Below are 19,120 nucleotides of genomic sequence, written 5' to 3' on the forward strand. Positions count from 1 at the left end.
ACCGCCTCGACCGCCTACAGCTACACGGTCAAGGCCAAGGACGCCGCCGGCAACGTCTCGTCCGCCTCCAGCGCCCTCTCGGTCACCACCTCCGCGTCCAGCGGCGGCACCACCGACACCACGGCGCCGACCGCTCCGACCGGCCTGACGTCGTCGGCGAAGACCAGCAGCAGCGTCTCGCTCTCCTGGACCGCGTCCACCGACAACACCGCCGTGACCGGGTACGACGTGTTCCGGGACGGGGTGAAGGTGGGCTCCTCCACCACCACCTCGTACACCGACACCGGCCTGACCGCCTCGACCGCCTACAGCTACACGGTCAAGGCCAAGGACGCCGCCGGCAACGTCTCGTCCGCCTCCAGCGCCCTCTCGGTCACCACCTCCGCGACCAGCGGCGGCGGCACCGGTACGGGCACGGTGAAGGTCCAGTACAAGAGCACCGACTCCTCCGCCACCGACAACCAGATCCGGATGTCCCTCCAGCTGGTCAACACCGGCAGCAGCGCGGTGAACCTCTCCACCGTGAAGCTGCGCTACTGGTTCACCCCGGACGGGGGCGCCTCCACCTTCGGCACCGCGTGCGACTACGCGGTGGTCGGCTGCGGAACCGTGACCCTCGGTGTGACGGGTGGCGGTTCGGCGACCGGCGCCAGCCACTACCTGGAGGTCGGCTTCGGCAGCGGCACCCTGGCCGCCGGCGCCTCCACCGGTGAGATCCAGGTGCGGATCAACAAGAGCGACTGGTCCAACTTCAGCGAGGCGGACGACTACAGCCGCGGCACCAACACCTCCTTCGCGGACGCGTCGAAGATCGGCGCCTACGTGGGCGGCGCCCTCTCCTGGGGCACCGCTCCCTGACCCTGCCGCCCAGGGCCCGCCGCCGAACTGACGCGGTGACGGGCCGGGCCGGGTCCCCCTGAGACACCGCCCCCCGCCGGACTCCGGCGGGGGGCGGTGTCGCGTTCCGGCGGCGGGCGAGGCGCGCCAAGTGCGTCGGGTGAGCGGTCGGGACGGTGGCGGACCCGCGCGGCCGGCTCGCCCGGAACGGCGCGGAAGCCGCCGCCGGGGCGGTCGCGGGCCGTCCGCCGCTCACACCAGCCCGAGCGCTCCCAGGACCCGGCGCTGCGCCGCGGTCGGTGCGGTCGGCCAGTAGAGGTAGCAGACCCCGCCGGTGCCGCTGCGCACGTTGCCGCTCGCGTCGTAGCGCTTCGTCCGCAGCCAGATCTGCTCCCACTCGCTGCGCGCGTAGATCCGGCGCACCGCGTCGTCGTCCTTCGAGGCGGGGTCGTTGGCGATGACGTCGCCGTCCTCGGTGAAGCCGATCACCGTCATCAGGTGGCCGGACGTGCCGTAACCGGCGCCCGTCAGCTCCTCCTTGAGGAAGGACTGCGAGGTGATGACGGGGATGCCGGCCCGGACCAGCGTCTCCACGTCGGTGAGGGAGCCGAGGCGGGTGACGGCGGAGGACATCTCCGGGTAGGTGGCGGCGTAGGCGGCGTTGAAGGGCCAGTTGCCGCAGCCGTCGTACTGGTAGTCGAAGGTGTAGCGCGCCGCGTGGCAGACCTGGGGGTCGGGGAGGCCCGGCTTGACCCAGGCGAGCTGCTCGGCGGTGGGCTTGCGGCCCCAGTACTCGATGATCATCTGCGAGGAGGTGGGGCTGCACCAGGCCTCGCCCCCGTTGTCGTACTCCGGGTACTGCCCGGCGTGGAGGTTCTGCGAGTAGCGCGGCACGGCGAGTTCGTGGCCGCGGCCGGTGCCGGGGGTGCTCGCCGGGACGGTGAAGCGGTCCGGGACGTCCGAGGCCATCGCGCCGACGCGCCAGACCGTCGGGGTGAGGCTGGTGCCGGGCCTGCGGTGGAGGGTGAGGCGGAGCCGGTAGTGCGTCAGGCGCATGCCGCTCGCCGCGTCGTCGACGGAGAAGGTGTCGGTCCAGATGGAGCTCTTCCCGTCCGTCTGGTCGTCCACCGAGGTGCGGCGGATGTCCTCGTCCCCGGCGGCCCAGCGGCCCATCACGTACCAGGGGGTGTCCGTGCCGTCCGAGTAGCGGCCGAGCAGTTCGATCTGGATCCAGGTACCGGCGGGGGTGTCGGCGTTCCAGGAGGCGATCACCTCGGTGGCCGGTACGGCGCTGCGGTGGGACGGGGAGGTCCAGGTGGCGTACTCCCATGCGGCGGTCGTCCCGGTGTGCGGGTCGGTGTGGTCGACGGTCCCGGCGGAGGTGCCGATCACCAGGCCGGGCCTGCGGCCGGCGACGGCGCGGGTTCCGGCGGCGGAGCCGGAGCGCCAGTCCGTGTACGTCGCCCAGAAGTGGTTGTCCACGGCGGTGTCCGGGGCCTTGGAGCGGAGGGGAGCGGGACGGGAGGTCGAACGTGCGGCGGCAGAGGCGGGTCCGGCGGAGGCCGCCACCGTGGAGGCGGCGGCGACGGCCGCGAGGGCGGCGAGAACGTTCCTGCGGTTGTGCGGTCCGGTCATGGGGGGCTCCCGGGTCGTTGGCGGACGAGGTGTACAGCGGATGCGGGGCGCGTGTACGGCGGGTGCGGGGCGCGGCAGGTGCGGAGTGCGGGCGTGTACGACGTGCGGGTGCGACGTCGATCAGTGCGCCAACTATCGCGGGTCACGGGCCCGCCGGGCCAGCGATTCACCCCGCGCGGACGGAGCAACATTGGACTGGTCCACTGGCACGCCCCGGCGCCCTCCGGTGGTCGGCACCGCCCCGCCCCCGGCCGCCGCCACCCGCGTGACCTGCGGCGGACCGGGTACGCCGGAGCCCGGCCCCCGGCACGGCCCGTACCCTGGAGCCATGAACGACCTGGCCGGACGCGCCCGCGGCCTCCTGTCCCTCTCCCCCTCGCTGGGCCCGGTGCGGCTCGTCGCGATCGACGGTCACGCGGGCTCGGGGAAGAGCACCCTGGCGACCCGCCTCGCCGCCGCCCTGGGGGGAGCCCCGTTGCTCCGGCTGGACGATCTGGCCACCCACGAGGAGCTGTTCGCCTGGACCGGCCGGCTGCACGAGCAGGTGCTGCTGCCGCTGTCGCGCGGGGAGCGGGCCCGCTATGCCCCGTACGACTGGACCGCCCGCCGCTTCGGGCCCGAGCGGACGCTGGACCCCGCACCGGTGGTGCTGATCGAGGGGGTGGGGGCCGGACGCCGGTTCCTGCGGCCCCGGTTGGCCAAGCTGTGGTGGATGGAGCTGGACCGCGAGGCGTCCTGGGCGCGGGGCCGGCGGCGGGACGGCCCCGCGCTCGACGCGTTCTGGGACGGCTGGACGGCCGCGGAGGACGAACATTTCGCCGCCGACCCCTCGCGGCCGTACGCGGATTCGCTGGTACGCCAGTTGTCCGACGGTTACGAGTGGCTGACGGGGCCTCGGGCGACTGCGATCGAGGGTCGGAATGCTACGGAGGGTGAAGGCGGCAGGTCATCCGGTTGAGCCTCCGGAAATCGCCAGGCGCATGTTCCAACTCGGCTTGACCGGCGGGGCTTAGAGGTCTTACGTTCTCAATGTGCGGCTTTTCGGAGCCCATCCAGGACGCGAAGCCCCCGGTTGTTCCCCCGTGATCGGGGGCTTCGTTCTGCCCGCACCCCCTCCCCGCGCGCACCACAGAGGCCCTTTCCTTCACCCTCCGTCACGGGCGACACCGTTCCGGTGGTTTTTCCGGGCTGGGTACGATGCTCGACGGCTCGGTCAATTCCCGCCCGCGAAACGGTGATTCGGAACGCTTCCGTGGGCATGCTGTGCGGGCGGGACATCCTGGGGCACAGTCGTGTGGGGGACCTGATGGACATCGGCACGCAGGGCGCGCACGCCCCTGCCGAACTGGCCTGGCTGCGGGGCGTGGACGCCTACACGGTGGGCGCCTACCCGCATGCCGAGGAGGAATTCCGGACCGCGGTGGGACTCGATCCCGGCATGGCGGACGCCTGGCTGGGCCTCCACGCGCTGCGCATCGACACCACCACCGCCCTGCTGAGCATGTACCGGCACCGCGACCGCTTCGGCGAGCAGCGCACCCGGCACAAACGCACGCTCAACTCCTGGTACTGGCTGGGCTGGTGGGTGCAGCCGGTGCTGGAGTCACCGCGCGACCTGCTGCTGGCGCACGCCTCGCACTGGCTGGACGGCCGCCATGTGCCGGAGCTGGACCGGGCGTTGGCCGGTCTGCCGCCCGTGGACACCGACGCGCAGGTGCGCTTCCTCCACGCGTGCCGGGCCTACCTCGCCAAGGACTGGGAGCAGTTGGTCCGCTACACCGAGCGGCTGGTCGACGACCCGTTGCTCGGGATCGAGGCGCGGCTCTTCGGCGGGATGGCCCGGGTCCGGCTGGAGATGTACGGGCAGGCGGAGCCGCTGCTCTCCGCGGCGCTGATGCGCTGTCGCAGCGAGCAGCCGCAGCGCAAGGAGCTCCGGTACTGGCTGGCGCGGGCGCACGAGGGGACGGGGCGCAGCGCCGCCGCGCTCCCCCTCTACCGGGCGGTGCACCGGGTCGATCCCTCGTTCATGGACACCTCGGCCCGGCTGGCCGCCATCACCGATCACGACGGGTTCGACGATTCGGCCCCGCTCGCCCCGGCCGCCCTGAGCGGTTACGGCGCGGACGAGCTGGGCTCCGAGTCCCAGCCGGACGGCGACGCGCTGCTCGGTACGGACCTGGTGGACGGCCGCGATCCGTGGCTGGGCGGCGATCCGCTCGGCCCCGTGGCCCCGGTGGCCACGACCGCCCCGGAGGGTGCGCGGGCCAAGCGGTCCGGGTCCGGCCGTGCGGGGCGTCCGGTGCTGCCCACCGGGCCGAGCGACCCCGCGCTGCTGGCCGACGCGCTCGCCGAGCTGGAGCGGATGGTCGGGCTCGATCCGGTCAAACGTCAGGTCAAGGCGCTCTCGGCGCAGCTGAACATGGCGCGGCTCCGGGCCGAGCAGGGGCTTCCGGTCCAGCCGCCCAAGCGGCACTTCGTCTTCTCCGGCCCCTCGGGCACGGGGAAGACGACGGTCGCCCGCATCCTGGGCCGGGTCTTCTACGCGCTGGGCCTCCTCGGCGGCGACCACCTGGTGGAGGCCCAACGTTCCGACCTGGTGGGCGAGTTCCTCGGCCAGACCGCGGTCAAGGCCAATGAACTCATCGATTCGGCGCTGGGCGGGGTGCTCTTCGTGGACGAGGCGTACAGCCTCGCCAACTCCGGTTACAGCAAGGGTGACGCGTACGGCGACGAGGCGCTCCAGGTCCTGCTGAAGCGGGCCGAGGACAACCGGGACCATCTGGTGGTCATCCTCGCCGGCTACCCGGAGGGCATGGACCGGCTGCTGGCCACCAACCCGGGGCTCTCCTCGCGGTTCACCAGCCGGGTCGACTTCCCGAGCTACCGCCCGCTCGAACTCACGGCGATCGGCGGGGTGCTGGCCGCCGCCAACGGCGACCTCTGGGACGAGGAGGCCCTGGACGAGCTGCGCAGCATCAGCGGCCACGTGGTCGAGCAGGGCTGGATCGACGAGCTGGGCAACGGCCGCTTCCTGCGCACCCTGTACGAGAAGAGCTGCGCCTACCGCGACCTGCGGCTCTCGGGTTACGCCACGGTGCCCGGCCGCGCCGACCTGGCGACGCTGCGGCTGCCGGACCTGATGCAGGCGTACGGGGAGGTGCTGTCCGGCCGCGGCCCGGTGGGCCGGGGCCAGACGGAGGCACCCGGCGCGTAGACCGTGGGCCGGCCGTCCCGCCTGTCCGGCGACGCCCGGTACGTGACGGCGGGCCCGCCCGGCACTCGCCGGACGGGCCCGCACGCGGGAGGGCCCTCGGACGCCTCAGCCGATGTCGGCCATGGCCGCCTTCGGCTCGGGCGCCCGGTGCTCCGGGGGCACGTCGACCGTCCGGCGCGGTACCGAGACGCGGTGGGCGGGGTCGCGGACCTCACCGACCAGCATCTCCAGCACGTCCTCCAGGGCTACGAGTCCGAGGACCCGGCCCTGGGCGTCGGCGACCTGGGCCAGGTGGGTCGCGGCCCGGCGCATCACGGTCAGGGCGTCGTCCAGCGGGAGTTCGGCCCGTACGGTCGCCATCGGGCGCCAGACGTGCTGGGGCACGGCGCGCTCGCCGTCCTCCAGGTCGAGGACGTCCTTGACGTGCAGGTAGCCCATGAACGGGCCGCCGCGCTCCGCGCGGACCGGGAAGCGCGAGAAGCCGGTCCGTACGGTCAGCTCCTCGACCCGGCGCGGGGTGACGGACGGGTCGACCGTCACCAGCGAACCGTTCTCCAGGAGCACGTCCGTGACGGGCCTGCTGCCCAGCTCCAGGGCGTCCTCCAGGCGTTCCTGCGCCTCGGGCTCCAGGAGCCCGGCCTGACCGGAGTCCTCCACCAGCCGGTTCAGCTGCTCGCTGGTGAAGACGGCTTCCACCTCGTCCTTGGGCTCGACCCGGAAGAGCTTCAGCACGAGCCGGGCGCAGGCGCCGAGCGCCGCGGTGACCGGGCGGCAGAGCCGGGCGAAGCCCACCAGGGCGGGGCTGAGCCAGAGGGCCGTCTTCTCGGGGGCGGCCATCGCCAGGTTCTTCGGGACCATCTCGCCGATGACGAGGTGGAGGACGACGACGAAGACGAGGGCGAGGACGTACCCGAGCGGGTGGACGAGCCCGTCGGGCACGTGTACCGCGTGGAAGACGGGTTCCAGGAGGTGGGCGACGGTCGGTTCGGCGACGGCGCCCAGGGTGAGCGAGCAGACGGTGATGCCGAACTGTGCGGCGGCCATCATCTGCGGGAGGTTCTCCAGGCCGTACAGCACCTTGCGGGCGCGGGCCGATCCGCTCGCGGCGAGCGGTTCGACCTGGCTGCGGCGGACCGAGACGAGCGCGAACTCGGCGCCGACGAAGAAGCCGTTCGCGAGGACGAGGAGTCCGGCGAAGAACAGCTGGACCAGGCTCATCGGGTGGCCTCCTGCAAGGTCCGGGCGGGGGCCGCGAGGCGGTCGCCGTCCAGGGGGACTTCCGTGAGGTCCGTGCCGCCCGGCTGTCCGTCCGGCTGTCCGTCCGGATGTCCGTCCGGATGTCCGGGCACGTCCGCGGTGCGGACGAAGCGGACCTGCTCGGCCCGGTAGTGGCCCACCTGGCGGACGGAGATCCGCCAACCGGGCAGTCCGGTGCGGTCGCCGGGGGCGGGGATGCGCCCGAGAAGGTCGGCGACGAGTCCGGCGACGGTCTCGTACGGTCCGTCGGGTACGTCGAGGCCTATCCGGCGGAGGCTGAGGACTCGGCAGCTGCCGTCCGCGTCCCAGGCGGGGCGGCCGTCCTCGCCGGTGACGGAGACCAGCTCGGGCCGGTCGGCGCCTTCGGCGTCGTGCTCGTCGCGGACCTCGCCGACGAGTTCCTCGATGATGTCCTCCAGTGTGACGACACCCGCGGTGCCGCCGTACTCGTCGACGACGACGGCTATCGGCTGCTCGTTGCGGAGCCGCTGGAGCAGTTGCTCGACGGGCAGGGACTCGGGGACCAGCAGCGGCGGGACGGCGATCCGGCCGGCCGGGGTACGCAGCCGTTCGACGGCCGGCACCGCGAGGGCGTCCTTGAGGTGGACCATGCCGACGACCTCGTCGATGCGCTCCCGGTAGACCGGGAAGCGGGAGAGACCGGTGGCGCGGGTCAGGTTGAGGACGTCCGCCGCGGTGGCGGTGGACTGGAGGGCACTGACCCGGACCCGGGGGGTCATGACGTGCTGGGCGGTGAGACCGCCGAGCGACAGGGTCCGTACGAAGAGGTCGGCGGTGTCCTGTTCCAGGGTGCCGGCCTCCGCGGAGTGCCGGGCCAGCGAGACCAGCTCGCCCGGAGTGCGGGCGGAGGCCAGTTCGTCGGCGGGCTCGACGCCCAGCAGCCGGACGAGCCGGTTGGCGAGCGTGTTCAGCGCCGTGATCACCGGGCGGAGCGCGGTGGCGAAGCGGTGCTGGGGACCGGCGACGAACCGGGCGACCTGGAGGGGCTTGGAGACGGCCCAGTTCTTGGGCACCAGTTCACCGATGACCATCTGCACCGCGGAGGCGAGCAGCATGCCGGTCACCACGCTGATGGTGGGGACGGCCTTGGCTGGCAGGCCGGTGGCGGTGAGCGGTCCGGTGAAGAGCTGGGCGAGCGCCGGTTCGGCGAGCATGCCGACGACCAGCGAGGTGATGGTGATGCCGAGCTGGGTGCCGGAGAGCTGGAAGGAGAGTTCGCGCAGCGCGTCGACGACGGTGCGCGCGCGCCGGTCGCCTTCTTCGGCCGCGCGTTCCGCCTCGGGTTTCTCGACGGTGACGAGGCCGAACTCGGCCGCCACGAAGAAGCCGTTGGCCAGGATGAGAAGGAATGCCGCGATGAGCAGCAGCAGGGGGGTGGTCATGCCGCCGCCTCCGGGGAAGGGGCGGCGCAGGTACTACCGGACGATCCGTCCATTGCTGGAAGGAGTCACTCCTCGGGTCGCAGGAAAAGCCCCGCCGGTCTGCGGACCGTCTGGGCGGGGCGGGGCGCCACTCGGCGCCGCCGGACCCCAGAGTAGTCAAGAATCGGTGTGTCCGGGCAGGGGCTCACGGCCATCGGCCGGGCGCCCCCGTGCCCGCCGGTGCGCGCGGGCCGGAATTCCCGCCGGCCCGGCGGGCGGGTTCAGGCCTCGACGCCGCTGCCGTGCGCCGCGACGAGCCGGCGGAGCTCCCCGGCGTCCCGTACGGCCCGCTGCTTGGAGAGACCGGGCTGGATGCCGAGGGCGGGCAGGCTGGTGCCGTCGCTGAGGCCGAGGAAGAGCCAGGGGTCGCCGGCCCTGAGGTTGACCTGGAGGATCTGCGCCCAGGCGAGCCGCCGGGTCCGGGTGAGGTTGACGACGGTCAGCCCGTCCTCGTCGGCGACGATCTTGGGCCGGGCGAGCAGGACGAGGACCCCGGAGAAGAGGGCCGCGAAGACGATGAAGGTCACCCGGTCCCCCGGACCGAGGCTCTCCAGCATCAGCGCCACGGCGGTGATGACGACGAAGAGCGCCAGCGCGATGGTGAGCAGGACCAGCCGGGTGAGGCCCGGCCGGAACGTCACCGGGAGGGCCGGCTGCCCGGTCCGGGGGGTGGGGGCGGACATCAGGTTCTGTCCTCTGCTCGGTGTGCTGGGTGCGGGGGCCGGGCTCCGGTCAGAGCCGGCAGGCGTGGATCGCCGTGGTGAGGATGGCGCGCGCGCCGAGCTCGTACAGGTCGTCCATGATCCGCTGTGCTTCGCGGGCGGCGACCATGGAGCGGACGGCGACCCAGCCCTCGTGGTGCAGCGGCGAGACGGTCGGCGACTCCAGGCCCGGGGTGAGGGCGACCGCGCGCTCCAGGTGCTCGACGCGGCAGTCGTAGTCCATCATCACGTACGTCCGGGCGACCAGGACGCCCTGGAGGCGGCGGAGGAACTGCTGGACCTTGGGCTCGTCGGTGGCGGCGCCGGTGCGGCGGATGACGACGGCCTCGGACTTCATGATCGGCTCGCCGATCACTTCGAGCCCGGCGTTGCGCAGGCTGGTGCCGGTCTCGACCACGTCGGCGATGACCTGGGCCACGCCGAGCTCGATGGCGGTCTCGACCGCGCCGTCGAGGTGGACGACGGAGGCCTTGACGCCGTTGTCCGCGAGGTGCTTGGCGACGATGCCCTCGTAGGAGGTGGCGATCGTCATGCCGTCGAAGTCCTGCGGGCCCTCGGCGGTGCCGGGCTTGGTGGCGTACCGGAAGGTCGAGCGGGCGAACCCGAGCTGGAGGATCTCCTCGGCGTCGGCCCCGGAGTCGAGCAGCAGGTCGCGGCCGGTGATGCCGATGTCGAGGCGGCCGGAGCTCACGTAGATCGCGATGTCCCGGGGCCGCAGGTAGAAGAACTCGACCTCGTTGACGGGGTCGACGAGGACGAGTTCCTTCGACTCCTTGCGCTGCTGGTACCCGGCCTCATGGAGCATCGCCATCGCAGGCCCGGAGAGTGAACCCTTGTTGGGAACGGCGATGCGCAGCATGAGCTCGGGTTTCCTTTGTACGAAGGAGTGTGCGGACGGTTCTGCGGGCGTGCGGGAGTTCTGGCGGTGCGGGGCGTGCGGTGGAGAGGCGTTGCTCAGAGGTGGGCGTAGACGTCGTCGAGGGAGATCCCGCGCGCGACCATCATCACCTGGACGTGGTAGAGCAGCTGCGAGATCTCCTCGGCGGCTGCTTCCTTGCCCTCGTACTCGGCGGCCATCCAGACCTCGGCGGCCTCCTCGACGACCTTCTTGCCGATGGCATGGACCCCCTTGCCCACCAGTTCGGCGGTGCGCGAGGTGGAGGGGTCGCCGTCCGCGGCCTTGAGCGTCAGCTCGGCGAAGAGTTCTTCGAAGGTTTTATTGGCCATGATGGTCCCTAGAATACGGGGTCGCCGCCCGCCCTCAGCGCCAGGGTTCGCTGACGGTGCGCAGCGTGGTGGCGGTGGCGACGGCGGCGGTGACCGCTTCGTGCCCCTTGTCCTCGGACGAGCCTTCCAGACCGGCCCGGTCCAGCGCCTGTTCCTCGGTGTCACAGGTGAGGACGCCGAATCCGACGGGGACGCCGGTGTCGACGGTGACCTGGGTGAGTCCGGCGGTGACGCCCTGGGAGACGTACTCGAAGTGCGGGGTGCCGCCGCGGATGATCACGCCGAGGGCGACGACCGCGTCGTAGCCGCGTCCGGCCAGGACCTTGGCGACGACCGGCAGTTCGAAGCTGCCCGGGACGCGCAGCAGGGTGGGCTCCTGGATGCCGAGTTCGCCGAGCGCGCGCAGGGCGCCGTCGACGAGCCCGTCCATGACCTTCTCGTGCCACTGGGCTGCGACGACCGCCACGCGGAGGTCCTCGCAGTTGCTCACGGACAGTTCGGGTGCGCCCTTGCCGCTCATGTTCTCTCCTACGTTCTTCGGGTTCTTCGGGTTTTTTTTGGGGGGGTGGGGCGGTCTACTGGTTGCCGCAGGTGGAGGCGGGCACGCCGTCGAGCCACGGCAGGTCGTGCCCCATCCGGTCCCGCTTGGTGCGCAGATAGCGCAGGTTGTGCTCGCCGGCCTGTACGGGCATGGGCTCGCGGCCGTTGACGACGAGGCCGTGGCCGACCACGGCGGCGGTCTTGTCGGGGTTGTTGGTCATCAGCCGGAGGCTGCGCACCCCGAGGTCCTGGAGGATCCGGGCGCCCGCCGCGTAGTCGCGGGCGTCGGCGGGCAGGCCGAGTTCCAGGTTGGCGTCGAGGGTGTCGGAGCCGCGCTCCTGGAGTTCGTACGCGCGCAGCTTGGAGAGGAGACCGATGCCCCGGCCCTCGTGGCCCCGGAGGTAGACGACGACGCCCCGGCCCTCGCCGGTGATCCGCTCCATGGAGGCCCGCAACTGGGGGCCGCAGTCGCAGCGCTGGGACTGGAAGATGTCGCCGGTCAGGCATTCGGAGTGGATGCGGACGAGGACGTCGTCGCCGTCGCCGATGTCCCCGTGCACCAGGGCGACGTGTTCGACGCCGTCGGTGACGGAACGGTAGCCGTAGCCGGTGAAGTCGCCGAAGGCGGTCGGCAGCCGTACCTCGGCCTCGCGCCGGACGGTGGGTTCGGCGCTGCGGCGGTAGGCGATCAGGTCCTCGATGGAGATGATCGTGAGGCCGTGCTTGCGGGCGAAGGGCACGAGTTCGGGGAGCCGGAGCATGACGCCGTCCTCGCCCGCGATCTCGACGATCGCGCCGGCGGGGCGCAGTCCGGCGAGCCGGGCGAGGTCGACGGCGGCCTCGGTGTGGCCGTTGCGGACGAGCACGCCGCCGTCGCGGGCGCGCAGCGGGAAGACGTGTCCGGGCCGGACGAAGTCGCCGGGGCCGGCCGTGCCGCCCGCGAGCATCCGCAGGGTGGTGGCACGGTCGGCGGCGGAGATGCCGGTGGTGACTCCGTACGCGGCGGAGGCGTCCACCGAGACGGTGAAGGCGGTCTTCATCGACTCGGTGTTGTGCTGGACCATCTGCGGGAGTTCGAGCCGGTCGAGCTCGTCCGCTTCCATGGGGGCACAGATCAGGCCGCGGCACTCGCTCATCATGAACGCGATGACTTCGGGCGTGGCCTTCTCGGCGGCGACGACGAGGTCGCCCTCGTTCTCGCGGTCCTCGTCGTCGACGACCACCACGGGGCGCCCGGCGGCGATGTCACGGATCGCCTGTTCGACGGGGTCGAGGGCGAGTTCGCGGTCGTGGTGCGCGGGGGTGGTGGGCTGGGCCGTCATGCCGTTGCTCCTTCCAGACCGGAGGTGCGGGTACGCAGCCACCAGTCGCGCATGCCCCACAGGACCAGGGCGCCGTAGATGACGTAGACGAAGCCGGAGAAGGCGAAGCCGTTGGCGAAGTTCAGCGGGACGCCGACCAGGTCGACCAGCAGCCAGGCGAACCAGAACTCGACCATGCCGCGCGCCTGGGCGTACATCGCGACGATGGTGCCGACGAAGACGTACGCGTCGGGCCACGGGTCCCAGGACAGTTCGGGGAAGGCGGTGAACAGGCCGCCGACGGCGAGGGTGCCGACGACCGCGCCCGCGAGCAGCACGCCGCGCTCGCGCCAGGTGGCGAACCGTACGGCGATGGAGCCGTCCTGCGCCCGCTGCTTGCCGCGGGTCCAGGAGTACCAGCCGAGCAGCGAGACGACGATGACGACGAGCTGCTTGCCCGCGCTGCCGGAGAGGTGGGCGGAGGCGAAGGCGAAGAGCAGGATCGCGCCGGACAGGAGCTGGGCGGGCCAGGTCAGCACGGACCGCTTCCAGCCGAGGGCCAGGGCTATCAGACCGATCGTGTTGCCGATCATGTCCGACCACTTGATGTGCTGGTCGAGGACGGTGAACGCCTCGGAGTTGAGCCAGTCGGCGGCGTTCACTTCGCGGTCTCCTCGTCGGTGCCGCTCCGGTTGCCGGAGTCGGTGGCGCTCTGCTCGCGGACGTCGGTGGCGATCTGACCGGTGGAACGGTCGCCGAGCAGGCGCTCGACGTACTTCGCGATGACGTCCACCTCCAGGTTGACCGGGTCGCCGGGCTGCTTGAGGCCGAGCGTGGTCAGCGCGAGGGTGGTGGGGATGAGGCTGATGGTGAAGTGGTCGGGGCCGGCGTCGACGACGGTGAGGCTCACTCCGTCGACGGTGATCGAACCCTTCTCGACCACGTACCGGGTCAGTTCGGCGGGCAGCGAGACCTTGACGATCTCCCAGTTCTCCGAGGGGGTGCGGGCGAGGATGCGGCCGGTGCCGTCCACGTGCCCCTGCACGATGTGGCCGCCGAGCCGCCCGCCGAGCGCCATGGGGCGCTCCAGGTTGACCCGGGAGCCGGCGGTGAGCGCGCCGAGGCTGGAACGCTTCAGCGTCTCGGCCATGACGTCGGCGGTGAACTCGTGCTCGCCGGTCTCGACCACCGTCAGGCAGACACCGTTGACGGCGATCGAATCGCCGTGCTTGGCGCCCTCGGTGACGACGGGGCCGCGCAGCCGGAAGCGGGAGGCGTCGGCGAGTTCCTCGACGGCGGTGACCTCACCCAGTTCTTCGACAATTCCGGTGAACACTAGTTTCCCTTCCGAGCGGTGGAGTCCGCGGCGACGGTGGCGGGGACGGCGGTGATACGGAGATCGGGGCCGACGCGTACGGTCTCGGTCACATCGAGCCGCAACGCCCGGGCGATGGTGGAGATTCCGGCGTCGGCCAGGGCGGCGGGGCCCGCGCCGAGGAGGACCGGAGCGAGGTAGCCGACGACCCGGTCGACGGCCCCGGCGGCGACGAAGGCGCCCGCCAGGGTGGGGCCGCCTTCGAGGAGTACGGAGCGGACGGACCGCTCGTGGAGGGCGGCGAGGAGGGCGGTGACGTCCAGTCCGGTGCCGGTGGCGGCGCGCGGCAGACGGAGCACGCTCTCCTCGGGCAGGTGGCGGGCGTCGGCGTCCTCGGCGACCGCGACCAGGGTCGGCGCGGTGGCGTCGAGGACCCGGGCGCCGGGCCGTACGGCGGTGGCCGTGGTGTCCACGACGACGCGCAGCGGCTGGGTGGCGCCCTCGACGCCCCGGGCGCCGAGCTGCGGGTCGTCGGTGCGGGCGGTGCCGGAGCCGACGATCACGGCGTCGGCCTCGGCGCGCAGCCGGTGCACGTCGGCGCGGGACTCCGGCGAGGTGATCCAGCGGCTGGTGCCGTCGGCGGCGGCGATCCGGCCGTCGAGGGTGGCGGCGTACTTCCAGAGGACGTACGGGCGTCCGCGGCGCACCGAGGTGAGCCAGGCGGTGTTGCCGGCCTCGGCCTCGGCGGCGAGGAGCCCGCTCCCGACCTCGATCCCGGCGGCGCGCAGGGTGTCGGCACCTCCGGTGGCCTGCGGGTTCGGGTCGCCGACGGCGTGGACGACGCGGGCGACGCCGGCCTCGATGAGCGCCTGCGCGCAGGGGCCGGTGCGGCCGGTGTGGTTGCAGGGTTCGAGGGTGACGTAGGCGGTGCCGCCGCGGGCGCGTGTCCCGGCCTCGCGCAGGGCGTGGATCTCGGCGTGCGGTCCGCCCGCGCGCTGGTGGAAGCCTTCACCGGCCGGCGCTCCGGCGGCATCGGTGATCACGCATCCGACGACCGGGTTGGGGCTGGTGGAGCCGAGGCCGCGGGCGGCGAGCTCGATCGCTCGGCGCATGGCGGTGATGTCGGCTGCGGTTGCCACCGGGTCCTCCTGCCTCTTCGGGCACGGACTCCGGGGCCTGTCGATGACGACAGATGGAGCGGCACGCGACGGGGTGGCCTGGACCGCGAAAACAGGACGCGTCGGCCGGATTGCTCCGGAACACGCGTCCGCCCACGGCGGCGTACCCGATGACGGACCGCCGCGCACTGCCTCCCATCCGGACTTTCACCGTCGGTCCAGGAATCTCACCTGGTCAACCGGCCGCTGGATGCGGACGGGTCGCGGACTATAACCGCCGGTTCGGAATTACACCGACCCCGGAGTGCGCTGCTGCTGGTACCCCAACAGTCTGCCACGACTTGCGTCCGGCCAGCAGGGGGGGTAGCTGTGCGGTGGCTCACAGCACACGCTCCGTGAGGGACGCGGCGGACACCCGCGCGGGAGGAGGCCCGGACGCCCACACGCACTAGGGCGTGTGTCGAAAGTCCCGCCTGTCCGGCGACGCCCGGCACGCACGCTCGCCGCGTTGTCGGGATCACCCCGATACATCCAGTATCGGGGCGACCCTCCGCCTTGCGATCGCACGCACCGGACGCCGCCGAACCCGCCCTCCGGGCGGACGGCGCCACTTTCGACACACGCCCTAGATCCCCGGTACGGGTCAGGAGCCCGCCGGGGCGAAGAGCGCGTCCTGGGCCGCTTCCCTGGCGGTGAAGAGCGCGCCGCGCAGGATCGCCGTGCCGCCCAGCTCGCCCGCCCGGACCTCGGTGCGCAGCGGTGACATCAGGGTCAGCCGCTGCTCGACGAGGGCCGCGAGTCCGCTTCCCCCGGCGTGGCCCACCTCGCCGGCGAGCACCAGGCAGCCGGGGTCGAGGACCGAGACCACGGAGGCGGCGCCGAGGGCGATCCGGTGGGCGAGGGCGCCGAGGAACGCCTCGCCGCCCGCCGCTCCGGCGAGCGCGTCCTGGACGTACGCGGCGGCGGCGTACCCCTGCTCGGGGCCGGACGCGGCGCACCGGGGTTCCGCACCCTCCTCGTGGTGGGGGGTCCGCGCGGGCTCCATGCCGTGGGAGGCGGCGAGGGCGCAGATGGCCTCCGAGCCCACGAGCGAGTGGAACCCGCCCTCGCAGGTGGCGGCCGAGAGGGTGCCGACCGCGCCGGGGACGGGCATGAAGCCGATCTCCCCGGCACCGCCGGAGGCGCCCCGGCGCAGGGTGCCGTCGAGCATGAGGGCGGCACCGACGGCGTGGCCGAGCCAGAAGAGGGCGAAGGTCGGCCGGTCGCGCGCGGCCCCGACGCGGTGCTCGGCGACGGCGGCGAGGTTGGTCTCGTTCTCCACGAGGACCCTGGCGGGCAGCCGCTTCTGGAGGGAGGTCACCAACTCCCGGTGCCAGGCGGGCAGTCCGATGGTGACGCGGAGTTCGCCGGTGGCAGGGTCGATCAGCCCGGGGGCCCCGACGCCGACGCTGTGCAGGGGGGACTCGCCCGCCTCCCGGGCGGTGCGTTCCAGCAGGGCGACCGCCCGTTCGACGGCGGGCCCGGTGCCGGTGTCGCTGCCGATGGGCACGCTGGCCTCGGCGAGGGTCCTGCCGAGGAGGTCGGCGACGATCACGGAGACGCTGCCGGTGCGGACGTCGAGCGCAGCGAGGTGGGCGCGGTCGGCGACGATCCCGTACAACCGGGCGTTCGGGCCCCGGCGTTCGGCGCCGGCTTCGCCGACGACCTCGATGAGACCGGCTTCCTGCAGCCGTTCGACCAGGTCGGCGACGGTCGGGCGGGAGAGCCCGGTCGACGACTTGAGCTGGGTGGCCGTCAAGGGGCCGTCCTGCTGGAGGAGACGCAGGGCGAGCCGGTCGTTGATGGCCCGGGCGGTGCTCGGTGAGGCGGGCATGCCGGAATCCTTCCAGATGACCTCCGCGCACACGGACGCGGCCTTTTTATCAGGCAAGGTTCCTGATAGTTTACGCGTCGGTCCTGGGAAAGGAACACCGCCCGCTCTGCGGACGCCAATGGGGAGGGAACCTCGCGATGTCATCGGACTCGACCACCACAGCCTTCGGCACCGCGCAGGTGAGACGCGCCAGATACGCGATCGCCGCGGTGTTCACCGTGCACGGCGCGGTCACCGGCAACTTCGCCACCCGGGTCCCCTGGATCCAGGACCACGCCGGAGCCAGCGCCGGACAGCTGGGCCTCGCCCTGGCCTTCCCGGCGATCGGCGCCTCGCTGGCGATGCCGCTGGCCGGCCGGATCAGCCACCGGTTCGGCGTCCGCAACGCCCTGCGCGGACTGCTCGCCCTGTGGACGCTGGGCCTGGTCCTGCCCGCCCTCGCCCCCAACCTGGTGACGCTCTGCGCGGCCCTCTTCGTCTACGGCGCCGCGGCCGGCATGTCCGACGTGGCCATGAACACGCTGGGCGTGGAGGTGGAGAACCGCCTCGGCCGGTCGATCATGTCCGGCCTGCACGGCATGTGGAGCGCCGGCGCGCTGATCGGCTCGGCGGCGGGCACGGTCGCCGCCCACCTCGGCACCGACGCCCGCCTCCACCACGCCCTGGCCGCGCTGACCCTGACCGTACTGGGCCTCGTCGCCGTCCAGGGCGTACTGGACCTGCGCAGCGAGCCGGACGAGGAGCCGCCGCCGCGCTTCACCCTGCCGCCCCGGTCGGCGGTGGTGATCGGTGCGATCGGCTTCTGCGCCGTCTTCGCGGAGGGTGCCAGCATGGACTGGTCGGCCGTCTACCTGCGGGACGTCATCGACACGTCGGCAGGGCTCGCGGCGGCCTCCACCACGGCGTTCGCGCTGACGATGACGGTGGCGCGCCTCGTCGGCGACAGACTCGTGGACCGGTTCGGAGCGGTCCGTTCGGTACGGGCCGGCGGAGTGCTCGCCACGGTGGGCGGGGCCCTGGTGGTCTCCTCCCCCGGCGGCGCGGTGGGTGTCCTGTGCGGCTTCGGGCTGATCGGCCTCGGGGTGGCGATCGTCGTCCCGCTGGCCTTCGCGGCGGCCGGGCGCAGCGGCCCGAACCCGAGCCAGGCCATCGCGGGCGTCGCCACCATCACCTACACCTCGGGGCTGGTCGCACCGTCCGCGATCGGTTCGCTGGCGGAGGCGACCTCGCTGGTCACCTCCTTCGGCCTGGTGACGGTGCTCGCCTTCGGGCTGGTGCTCGGGGCCGGGGTCCTGCGGGGCGCCGACCGCAAGGCCGCCGGCGGGGTGCCCGCGCCGTCCGGCGCGGTGGCGAAGGCCCCGTCCGAGGGTTGAGCCCTCGGGGCGTACGTCTGTCCGGGCCGTCGGGCGTACGGTCAGGGCCTTCGGGCTTACGCCGGAGCCGCGGGGCCTGCGTCAGGGCCTTCGGGGCGTACGTCAGCGCCTTCGGGCGTACGTCAGGCGAAGTGCAGCCGGGCCTCGTCGGCGCCCCGCGCGGCGGCCACCGCCGCGGCCTCTTCCTCCAGGGCCCGGCGGACCGGGGCGGCGAGCGGGGCGAACGGCGTGACGGTGATCCCGACCGCGCGTCCGGCCGCCTTGGCCCGCCAGGTACCGGCGGGCTCGGCGCCCACCAGCAGCACGCCCGGATTGCCCATGGCCCGCCAGATCTCCTTGCGCCGGGCGGCGTCGGGGACGAGGAGTTCCCGGTCGCGGCCCTGGAGGAACGGGTCGCCCGGCGGCAGCAGCCGTACCGTCCCCCGGACGTCCGGCGCTCCTGCCGCCCCGGGCTCCGAGGCGGCCGACCACGCCGTACGCGCCGCGCCACCCGCGTCGGTCACCTCCACCTCCACCAGGTCTTCGGGCCACACCGCGCGGACGACCGGGGTGCGTACGCCGAGGTACTTCGCCACGTCGGCGGGGCCGGCCGGACCGTGCAGCCGCAGGTAGGCGCGGACCAGGGCGTCCGTGCCGCGCGCGGCCTCCGGCAGCGCGAACCCCGGCTCCAGCGGCGAGAGCGTCGTACCGCCCCCGGAGGTGACCCGGACCGCCCCGAAGAGCCCGGCCTGCTGGAAGAGGAGGCCGGAGATGTGCCGCGCCCCGCAGGTGGCGCAGTCGAAGGTGAGCGAGGGGTCCACCAGCGCGCTCACCTCCTCGCTGACCACCCCTTTGGGCTTCGGCACGGTCACCACGGACCGGAACGCCTCGGCGGTGGTCCGGAAGGCACGCAGCCCGAGCTTCGCGCCCTCCTTGATGACCGTCGTACGGATACGGGCCTGCGCGTCGGCGTCGTCCTGCGGCCAGAGCGCCTCGGCGAGCGCGGGAAGGGCGTCCGGCCGGTGCAGGTGCGGGGCGCCCCGGAACGTCCAGACCCGCTCCAGCCCTTCGGGCGAAACCCCGCGCGCGGCGAGCGCGAGCCGCGCGGATCCGGCCGGGGTGTCCTGCACCCCGAGCACCCCGAGCGGGCCGGGACCGGGTGTGTCGGAGGAGCGGTCCAGCCCGTGGGCCCCGAAGCGGAGGGCGAGGACCTGTGCCCGGTCCATGCCGGCCGGGGGCGCGGACCCTCCCGCCGCCGTCGGCCGGTCCGTGCGCGCCATGATCCGT

17 protein-coding genes and 1 riboswitch are annotated in these 19,120 nt (G+C 73.0%); of the genes, 4 read left to right on the forward strand and 13 right to left on the reverse strand.

Annotation, left to right across the window (positions count from 1 at the left end):
• Positions 1-858, forward strand: an 858-nt coding sequence (locus ACFWEE_RS26385) for a cellulose binding domain-containing protein (RefSeq protein WP_386892727.1), incomplete at its 5' end; no start/stop codon positions are given.
• Between the two features lie 231 nt (positions 859-1,089).
• On the opposite strand, the gene ACFWEE_RS26390 is transcribed toward ACFWEE_RS26385, so the two are convergent.
• Positions 1,090-2,472: a peptidase C39 family protein gene (locus tag ACFWEE_RS26390; RefSeq protein ID WP_386892728.1), complete on the reverse strand. Its 1,383-nt coding sequence runs from the start codon at positions 2,470-2,472 to the stop codon at positions 1,090-1,092.
• A gap of 328 nt (positions 2,473-2,800) precedes the next feature.
• Here ACFWEE_RS26390 and ACFWEE_RS26395 point away from each other — a divergent pair, with 328 nt between their 5' ends.
• Together ACFWEE_RS26395 and ACFWEE_RS26400 are read left to right on the forward strand one after the other, a co-directional pair.
• A complete protein-coding gene (locus ACFWEE_RS26395) occupies positions 2,801-3,430 on the forward strand; it encodes a uridine kinase (RefSeq protein WP_386892730.1) in 630 nt (209 codons plus the stop codon).
• Positions 3,431-3,778: 348 nt separating this feature from the next.
• Positions 3,779-5,686, forward strand: coding sequence for an AAA family ATPase (locus tag ACFWEE_RS26400; protein ID WP_386892732.1), 1,908 nt, complete (start codon positions 3,779-3,781; stop codon positions 5,684-5,686).
• Between the two features lie 105 nt (positions 5,687-5,791).
• On the opposite strand, the gene ACFWEE_RS26405 is transcribed toward ACFWEE_RS26400, so the two are convergent.
• The 11 genes from ACFWEE_RS26405 to ACFWEE_RS26455 form a co-directional block, all read right to left on the reverse strand.
• The gene (locus ACFWEE_RS26405; protein ID WP_386892733.1) at positions 5,792-6,904 is read right to left on the reverse strand and encodes a hemolysin family protein; all 1,113 of its coding nucleotides are present in this window, start codon (positions 6,902-6,904) and stop codon (positions 5,792-5,794) included.
• The gene (locus tag ACFWEE_RS26410; RefSeq protein WP_386892735.1) at positions 6,901-8,346 is read right to left on the reverse strand and encodes a hemolysin family protein; all 1,446 of its coding nucleotides are present in this window, start codon (positions 8,344-8,346) and stop codon (positions 6,901-6,903) included. Before ACFWEE_RS26410 ends, ACFWEE_RS26405 begins: the two co-directional genes overlap by 4 nt.
• A 260-nt stretch (positions 8,347-8,606) precedes the next feature.
• Complete coding sequence (locus tag ACFWEE_RS26415; protein ID WP_386892737.1) at positions 8,607-9,068, reverse strand: PH domain-containing protein; 462 nt, start codon at positions 9,066-9,068, stop codon at positions 8,607-8,609.
• A 49-nt stretch (positions 9,069-9,117) separates the two neighbouring features.
• On the reverse strand, positions 9,118-9,966 hold the full coding sequence (gene hisG, locus ACFWEE_RS26420; RefSeq protein WP_386892738.1) for an ATP phosphoribosyltransferase: 849 nt from the start codon (positions 9,964-9,966) through the stop codon (positions 9,118-9,120).
• Positions 9,967-10,061: 95 nt separating this feature from the next.
• Positions 10,062-10,334, reverse strand: coding sequence for a phosphoribosyl-ATP diphosphatase (locus ACFWEE_RS26425; protein ID WP_266702246.1), 273 nt, complete (start codon positions 10,332-10,334; stop codon positions 10,062-10,064).
• Between the two features lie 34 nt (positions 10,335-10,368).
• Positions 10,369-10,854, reverse strand: a complete 486-nt coding sequence (gene ribH / locus ACFWEE_RS26430; protein WP_328722797.1) for a 6,7-dimethyl-8-ribityllumazine synthase — start codon at positions 10,852-10,854, stop codon at positions 10,369-10,371.
• Between the two features lie 55 nt (positions 10,855-10,909).
• Complete coding sequence (locus tag ACFWEE_RS26435) at positions 10,910-12,196, reverse strand: bifunctional 3,4-dihydroxy-2-butanone-4-phosphate synthase/GTP cyclohydrolase II (RefSeq protein ID WP_386892739.1); 1,287 nt, start codon at positions 12,194-12,196, stop codon at positions 10,910-10,912.
• The gene (gene pnuC / locus ACFWEE_RS26440; protein WP_386892741.1) at positions 12,193-12,837 is read right to left on the reverse strand and encodes a nicotinamide riboside transporter PnuC; all 645 of its coding nucleotides are present in this window, start codon (positions 12,835-12,837) and stop codon (positions 12,193-12,195) included. The genes ACFWEE_RS26435 and pnuC overlap by 4 nt, the downstream gene beginning before the upstream one ends.
• Positions 12,834-13,511, reverse strand: coding sequence for a riboflavin synthase (locus ACFWEE_RS26445; protein WP_386892743.1), 678 nt, complete (start codon positions 13,509-13,511; stop codon positions 12,834-12,836). The genes pnuC and ACFWEE_RS26445 overlap by 4 nt, the downstream gene beginning before the upstream one ends.
• Positions 13,511-14,629: a bifunctional diaminohydroxyphosphoribosylaminopyrimidine deaminase/5-amino-6-(5-phosphoribosylamino)uracil reductase RibD gene (gene ribD, locus ACFWEE_RS26450; RefSeq protein WP_386892745.1), complete on the reverse strand. Its 1,119-nt coding sequence runs from the start codon at positions 14,627-14,629 to the stop codon at positions 13,511-13,513. Before ribD ends, ACFWEE_RS26445 begins: the two co-directional genes overlap by 1 nt.
• A gap of 160 nt (positions 14,630-14,789) precedes the next feature.
• Positions 14,790-14,920: riboswitch (FMN riboswitch) on the reverse strand.
• A 331-nt stretch (positions 14,921-15,251) separates the two neighbouring features.
• Entirely contained in the window at positions 15,252-16,481 is a 1,230-nt protein-coding gene (locus ACFWEE_RS26455; protein WP_386892747.1) for an ROK family protein, read from the reverse strand.
• Positions 16,482-16,618: 137 nt separating this feature from the next.
• Between ACFWEE_RS26455 and ACFWEE_RS26460 the strand changes: the two genes are divergently transcribed.
• Complete coding sequence (locus ACFWEE_RS26460; protein WP_386892749.1) at positions 16,619-17,854, forward strand: MFS transporter; 1,236 nt, start codon at positions 16,619-16,621, stop codon at positions 17,852-17,854.
• Positions 17,855-17,976: 122 nt separating this feature from the next.
• Here the strand turns inward: ACFWEE_RS26460 and ACFWEE_RS26465 are convergent, their stop codons facing one another.
• A complete protein-coding gene (locus tag ACFWEE_RS26465) occupies positions 17,977-19,113 on the reverse strand; it encodes a DNA glycosylase AlkZ-like family protein (protein ID WP_386892750.1) in 1,137 nt (378 codons plus the stop codon).
• Positions 19,114-19,120: the final 7 nt, after the last annotated feature.

The organism is Streptomyces sp. NPDC060184 (genome assembly GCF_042728795.1).
In the GTDB taxonomy this organism is placed as follows: Bacteria; Actinomycetota; Actinomycetes; order Streptomycetales; family Streptomycetaceae; genus Streptomyces.

Coding starts and splice junctions, on each gene's coding strand:
- ACFWEE_RS26455 (WP_386892747.1), bottom strand. CDS start 16,481: ATGCCCGCCTCACCGAGCACCGCCCGGGCCATCAACGACCGGCTCGCC.
- ACFWEE_RS26400 (WP_386892732.1), top strand. CDS start 3,779: ATGGACATCGGCACGCAGGGCGCGCACGCCCCTGCCGAACTGGCCTGG.
- ACFWEE_RS26415 (WP_386892737.1), bottom strand. CDS start 9,068: ATGTCCGCCCCCACCCCCCGGACCGGGCAGCCGGCCCTCCCGGTGACG.
- hisG (WP_386892738.1), bottom strand. CDS start 9,966: ATGCTGCGCATCGCCGTTCCCAACAAGGGTTCACTCTCCGGGCCTGCG.
- ACFWEE_RS26405 (WP_386892733.1), bottom strand. CDS start 6,904: ATGAGCCTGGTCCAGCTGTTCTTCGCCGGACTCCTCGTCCTCGCGAAC.
- ribH (WP_328722797.1), bottom strand. CDS start 10,854: ATGAGCGGCAAGGGCGCACCCGAACTGTCCGTGAGCAACTGCGAGGAC.
- ACFWEE_RS26465 (WP_386892750.1), bottom strand. CDS start 19,113: ATGGCGCGCACGGACCGGCCGACGGCGGCGGGAGGGTCCGCGCCCCCG.
- ACFWEE_RS26390 (WP_386892728.1), bottom strand. CDS start 2,472: ATGACCGGACCGCACAACCGCAGGAACGTTCTCGCCGCCCTCGCGGCC.
- ACFWEE_RS26460 (WP_386892749.1), top strand. CDS start 16,619: ATGTCATCGGACTCGACCACCACAGCCTTCGGCACCGCGCAGGTGAGA.
- ACFWEE_RS26435 (WP_386892739.1), bottom strand. CDS start 12,196: ATGACGGCCCAGCCCACCACCCCCGCGCACCACGACCGCGAACTCGCC.
- ACFWEE_RS26395 (WP_386892730.1), top strand. CDS start 2,801: ATGAACGACCTGGCCGGACGCGCCCGCGGCCTCCTGTCCCTCTCCCCC.
- ACFWEE_RS26425 (WP_266702246.1), bottom strand. CDS start 10,334: ATGGCCAATAAAACCTTCGAAGAACTCTTCGCCGAGCTGACGCTCAAG.
- ACFWEE_RS26410 (WP_386892735.1), bottom strand. CDS start 8,346: ATGACCACCCCCCTGCTGCTGCTCATCGCGGCATTCCTTCTCATCCTG.